The organism is Micromonospora sp. NPDC049580 (assembly GCF_040675595.1).
In the GTDB taxonomy this organism is placed as follows: Bacteria; Actinomycetota; Actinomycetes; order Mycobacteriales; family Micromonosporaceae; genus Micromonospora.
Genome location: NZ_JBFAPG010000501.1, coordinates 1 through 4,614 on the forward strand (window position 1 = coordinate 1; position 4,614 = coordinate 4,614).

The 4,614-nt window shown below is 69.0% G+C and carries 3 protein-coding genes and 1 pseudogene; 1 reads left to right on the plus strand and 3 read right to left on the minus strand.

The features are described from left to right. The 3 genes and pseudogenes from AB0J68_RS27845 to AB0J68_RS27855 form a co-directional block, all read right to left on the minus strand. Nucleotides 1-175: pseudogene (locus tag AB0J68_RS27845) on the minus strand (sugar ABC transporter ATP-binding protein); the annotation flags it as partial. Beyond that, on the minus strand, nucleotides 175-1,227 hold the full coding sequence (locus tag AB0J68_RS27850; RefSeq protein ID WP_354857214.1) for an ABC transporter substrate-binding protein: 1,053 nt from the start codon (nucleotides 1,225-1,227) through the stop codon (nucleotides 175-177). The pseudogene AB0J68_RS27845 and the gene AB0J68_RS27850, both read right to left, overlap by 1 nt. 40 nt (nucleotides 1,228-1,267) lie before the next feature. Continuing rightward, complete coding sequence (locus tag AB0J68_RS27855) at nucleotides 1,268-2,275, minus strand: ABC transporter permease (RefSeq protein ID WP_354857216.1); 1,008 nt, start codon at nucleotides 2,273-2,275, stop codon at nucleotides 1,268-1,270. Between the two features lie 796 nt (nucleotides 2,276-3,071). On the opposite strand from AB0J68_RS27855, the gene AB0J68_RS27860 reads away from it, so the two are divergent. Beyond that, complete coding sequence (locus tag AB0J68_RS27860) at nucleotides 3,072-4,511, plus strand: endo-1,4-beta-xylanase (protein WP_363941331.1); 1,440 nt, start codon at nucleotides 3,072-3,074, stop codon at nucleotides 4,509-4,511. The last annotated feature ends 103 nt before the right edge of the window (nucleotides 4,512-4,614 follow it).

Sequence of the window (4,614 nt, forward strand, 5' to 3'; positions counted from 1 at the left end):
CGGCGCCGTTGTCGCCGATGAGGGCGACGACCTCGCCCTTGTGGACGGTGAAGTCCGCGCCACGCAGCGCCTCGACGTGGCCGAACCGCTTGACGATGCCACGGGCTTCGAGCACCGGCGGTTCGTCGGCGGCCGGCTGGTCGGTCTCGACGGTGGTCGTCGGGGCGGCGTCCATCACTGCACCGGAGGGTTGGCGCAGCTGGGCTCGAGCACCGCCTTGATCTCCGCCGAGTCGATGTTCTTCTTGGTGACGAACGTGACGCCGGTGTCGGCCGACGCCAGCGGCGCCTTGTCCCGAAGGTGCTTGACCATCTTGTCGACGCCGAAGTAGCCCATCTTGAACGGGTTCTGCACGACCAGCGCCGAGATCTGACCGCTGCGCAGCCCCGCGATCTCGTCGGGGGCGGCGTCCCAACCGATGATGACCACCTTGCCGGACTTGCCGGCCGCCTGGATGGCCTGCGCGGCGCCGAGCACGCTCGGCTCGTTGGCCGCGAAGATGCCGGCGAGGTTGGGGTTCGCGGTCAGGATGTTCTCGGTCACCCGCCGCGCCTCGTTGACGTCACTGCGGCTGGGCTGCTGCCCGACCAGCTTGAGGTTGGGGAACTGCGCGAGGCCGGCCTTGAAGCCGTCGACCCGCTCGGTGTTGGTCTGCGAGCCGGGTTGGAACTCCACAAGCGCCACGTCGTGGTTGCCGGGGCCCAGTTCGGTGGCGAGCAGTTTGGCCGCCTCGACGGCCGACGCCTTGTTGTCGGTGGCGAAGAGCGGCACGCTCGACGGCTGGGGGCTGGTGCCCGAGTCGATCATCGCGACCGGGATGTCGGCGCCGAGCGCCTGGTCGGTGGCCGGCGCCAACGCCCGGGAGTCGGTGGCCGCGTAGACGATGCCGTCGACCTTCTTGGTGACGAAGTTCTGGATCAGGTTGACCTGGCCCTCGACGTCCGTCTCGGTCGTCACCCCGTCCCACTGGACCGTGACGTCACCGGCGCGCTGCGCGGCGCACTCGGCGCCCGCCTTCACCGTGTTCCAGTAGTCGGCCCCGACAGCCTTCGGCACGACGGCGAGCTTCAGCGGCCCGGCCGCGTCCTTGGTCGCGCCGTCGCCTCCGTCGCGGACCTCGACTCCGCCGCACGCGCTGAGCAGAGCGGTCGCCGCGGCGACGGCGACGATGACCTGTGCGCGCAGAAGACGCCCTCGTGGCCGTCGGCTGGTGGTGGTGTGTGACATGGTGTGCGTCCTTCCTCTGTCGAACTCCGGGATCGGCATGTCAGCCCCGTGACTCCAGCCGCCGACGGCGGTACTGGTCGAAGTAGACGGCGGCCCAGATGATCAGGCCGACGATCACCTGCTGGTAGTGGATGCTGATGTCGAGCAGGACGGCGCCGTTGCGGACCAGGGCGATGAGGAAGGCGCCGATGATGGTCCCGACGATCCGGCCCTGCCCCCCGAACAGGCTGGCGCCGCCGATGACCGCGGCGGCGATGACGTCGAGTTCCAGCGATATGCCGTAGTTCGGCTGGCCGGAGTTGACCCGGGAGGCGGCGATCATGCCACCCAGACCGACCAGCACACCCGCCAGGACGTACACGTACGTCAGGTGGCGGCCGACCCCGATGCCGGAGCGGCGGGCGGCTTCCAGGTTGGATCCCATGGCGTAGGTGTACTGCCCGAAGCGGGTCTGCGAGAGCAGAAACGCGACCCCGACGGCGACCACCGCGGTGATCACCACAGCGAACGGGATACCGATGATCTCGCCGTTGCCGAGCAGCTGGAACGATCGGGGCAGACCGTAGACGCCGACCGCCCCGGTGATGATGAAGACCAGGCCCCGGCCGACCGACATCGTCCCCAGCGTCGCGATGAACGGGGGTATCCGGGCGACGGTCACCAGCAGCCCGTTGAGCAGCCCGGCCAGGGCACCGACACCGATCGCGACCGCCGTCGCCGCCAGGAGCGGGAAACCCAGGTCACGGACGACCATCGCTCCCGCCACTCCGGCGAGAGCGGCGACCGAGCCGACCGACAGGTCGATGCCCCGGGTGATGATGACCATCGTCTGCGCGGCGGCGATGATGGCGATCACAGCGGTCTGCGCGCCGATGTTGAACAGGTTGTCGGCCGTCAGGAAGTAGGGACTGGCGAAACTCAACGCGATGAACAGGACGACGAGCGCGGTGGCCGCGGTGAACTCGGAGAGCGCGTGCGAGATGCGCTCCCGCAACCAGTCGTTGAGCGCGCCGCCCTGGGGCTCCGCAGTCGCCTCGGCCGCACTCATCGGCGGGCCCGGCTCTCGTCCACTGTGTCCCCGGCTCGACGCGCGTCCCCGCCGGTGATCGACGCATTCCTCAGCAACCGGACCTCCCCAGGACGTCACACACGGGCCACTCCCCGCAGCGCCTGCGCGATAGATCGGATGTTTCCTGCGATCAGGCGTTACCTTCCCACGGTCACACTCATGTTGCCAAGGGCTTACAGGCATGTTGTGGCATCGTTATGCACGCTTCGCGCACCATACGTCGGACCAAAAAAGCGTTGCCGGCAAAGGGCTGCGGCGAACGCCCTTCGTCCACCATCGACCCGCCGTCGGATCAGGCCAGTGTTAGCGGTAACGCCTGGAACTCGCCGCGCGGGCGTCATAGCCGGAGAGGCTCGCTGCCCGGCCATCGCTCACCTTGAGCATGTTATCGATAACATGCTATGTTCCGCCACGGAGTCGAGGGCACGTCCCTCCCGCTCGGAGTCACCGGCACCTCGAAGGGCATCGGGTCCCGCGACCCGGTCGACGGTCGGTGACCTGTCCGAGCCACACCTGTCCGGCGTACGCCGTGTTCCCGCGTCCGCGCACGCGGTCGCTCCGTCATGACGTCCGCCCTCAGGCATCGCCGTTGGCGACCTGTCGCACCGTCCCCGGGCCCGCCCACATCCACCCCGAGCGGTTTCCCACGGGCAGCCCACCGCCGGTCTGGCAGCGACCCTCGACTCCGGCCGCCACCACCTCGAAAGGCAGGACCATGGACAAGATCCCCGACGAACGCGCACCGCGACCCCGGTTCCGGGGCCGTCGGGTGCTGATGCCGCTCGCGGCCACCCTCGCGGCGGTCGCCGCGACGGTGGCGGTGACCTCCGCCGCCAACGCCGGCACCACTCTGGGTGCCTCGGCGGCCGAGAAGGGCCGTTACTACGGTGCGGCGGTACCCGCCTTCAAGCTGTCCGACAGCCAGTTCGCCACCATCGTGAACCGGGAGTTCAACCAGCTCACTCCCGAGAACGAGATGAAGTGGGACGCCACCGAGCCGCAGCAGGGTCGGTTCAGCTACAGCGGCGGGGACCAGATCGTCGCCCACGCCCAGTCGCACGGCATGATCGTCCGCGGCCACACGCTGCTGTGGTACCAGCAGCAGCCGGGTTGGGCGCAGGGCATGTCCGGCACCGCGCTGCGCAACGCCGCCATCAACCACGTCACCCAGGTCGCCAGCCACTACCGGGGCAAGATCTACGCCTGGGACGTGGTGAACGAGGCGTTCGCCGACGGCGGCAGCGGCGGTCGGCGGGACTCGAACCTGCAGCGCACCGGCAACGACTGGATCGAGGCCGCGTTCCGCGCCGCCCGCGCCGCCGACCCCGGCGCCAAGCTCTGCTACAACGACTACAACACCGACGGCATCAACGCGAAGTCCACCGGCATCTACAACATGGTGCGCGACTTCAAGTCCCGCGGCGTCCCGATCGACTGCGTCGGCTTCCAGTCCCACCTCGGCACCACGTTGGCCAGTGACTACCAGGCCAACCTGCAGCGCTTCGCCGACCTCGGCGTCGACGTGCAGATCACCGAGCTCGACGTGATGACCGGCTCCAACCAGGCCAACATCTACGCCTCGGTGACTCGCGCCTGCCTCGCCGTCGCCCGCTGCGCCGGCATCACCACCTGGGGCGTCCGGGACAGCGACTCCTGGCGCGGGTCCGACAACGCGCTACTGTTCGATGGATCGGGCAACAAGAAGCCGGCGTACACCTCCGTCCTCAACGCCCTCAACGGGGGCAGCACCTCGCCCACCACGCCCCCGCCGAGCACCGGGGTGGACACCACTGCCTGGTACGTGCTGGTCAACCGCAACAGCGGCAAGGCGCTCGACGTGTACGGACGGGCGACCACCGACGGCGCGCGGATCGACCAGTGGGCCCGCAACGACGGCGCGTGGCAGCAGTGGCAGTTCGTGGACTCCGGTGGCGGCTACTACCGACTGAAGTCCCGCAACTCCGGCAAGGTGCTGGACGTCTACAACTTCTCCACCGCTGACTCCGCGGCGATCGTGCAGTGGAGCGACGGCAACGGCACGAACCAGCAGTTCCGGCTGGCCGAGTCCTCCGGCGGCTACCTGCGTCTGATCAACCGCAACAGCGGCAAGGCCGTCGAGGTGCAGGGCGCGTCGACCGCCGACGGCGGGAACATCGTGCAGTATGCCGACTGGGGCGGCAACAACCAGCAGTGGCAACTGGTCCGTGTCGGCTAGCCACCTGACTCGCTGAACCGGCAGCGCGGTGGCGCGGACGCACCTCGACGGCCTTGCCGCTGTTGCGGTTGATCAGACGCAGGTAGCCGCCGGAGGACTCGGC

Coding starts and splice junctions, on each gene's coding strand:
- AB0J68_RS27850 (WP_354857214.1), bottom strand. CDS start 1,227: ATGTCACACACCACCACCAGCCGACGGCCACGAGGGCGTCTTCTGCGC.
- AB0J68_RS27855 (WP_354857216.1), bottom strand. CDS start 2,275: ATGAGTGCGGCCGAGGCGACTGCGGAGCCCCAGGGCGGCGCGCTCAAC.
- AB0J68_RS27860 (WP_363941331.1), top strand. CDS start 3,072: ATGCCGCTCGCGGCCACCCTCGCGGCGGTCGCCGCGACGGTGGCGGTG.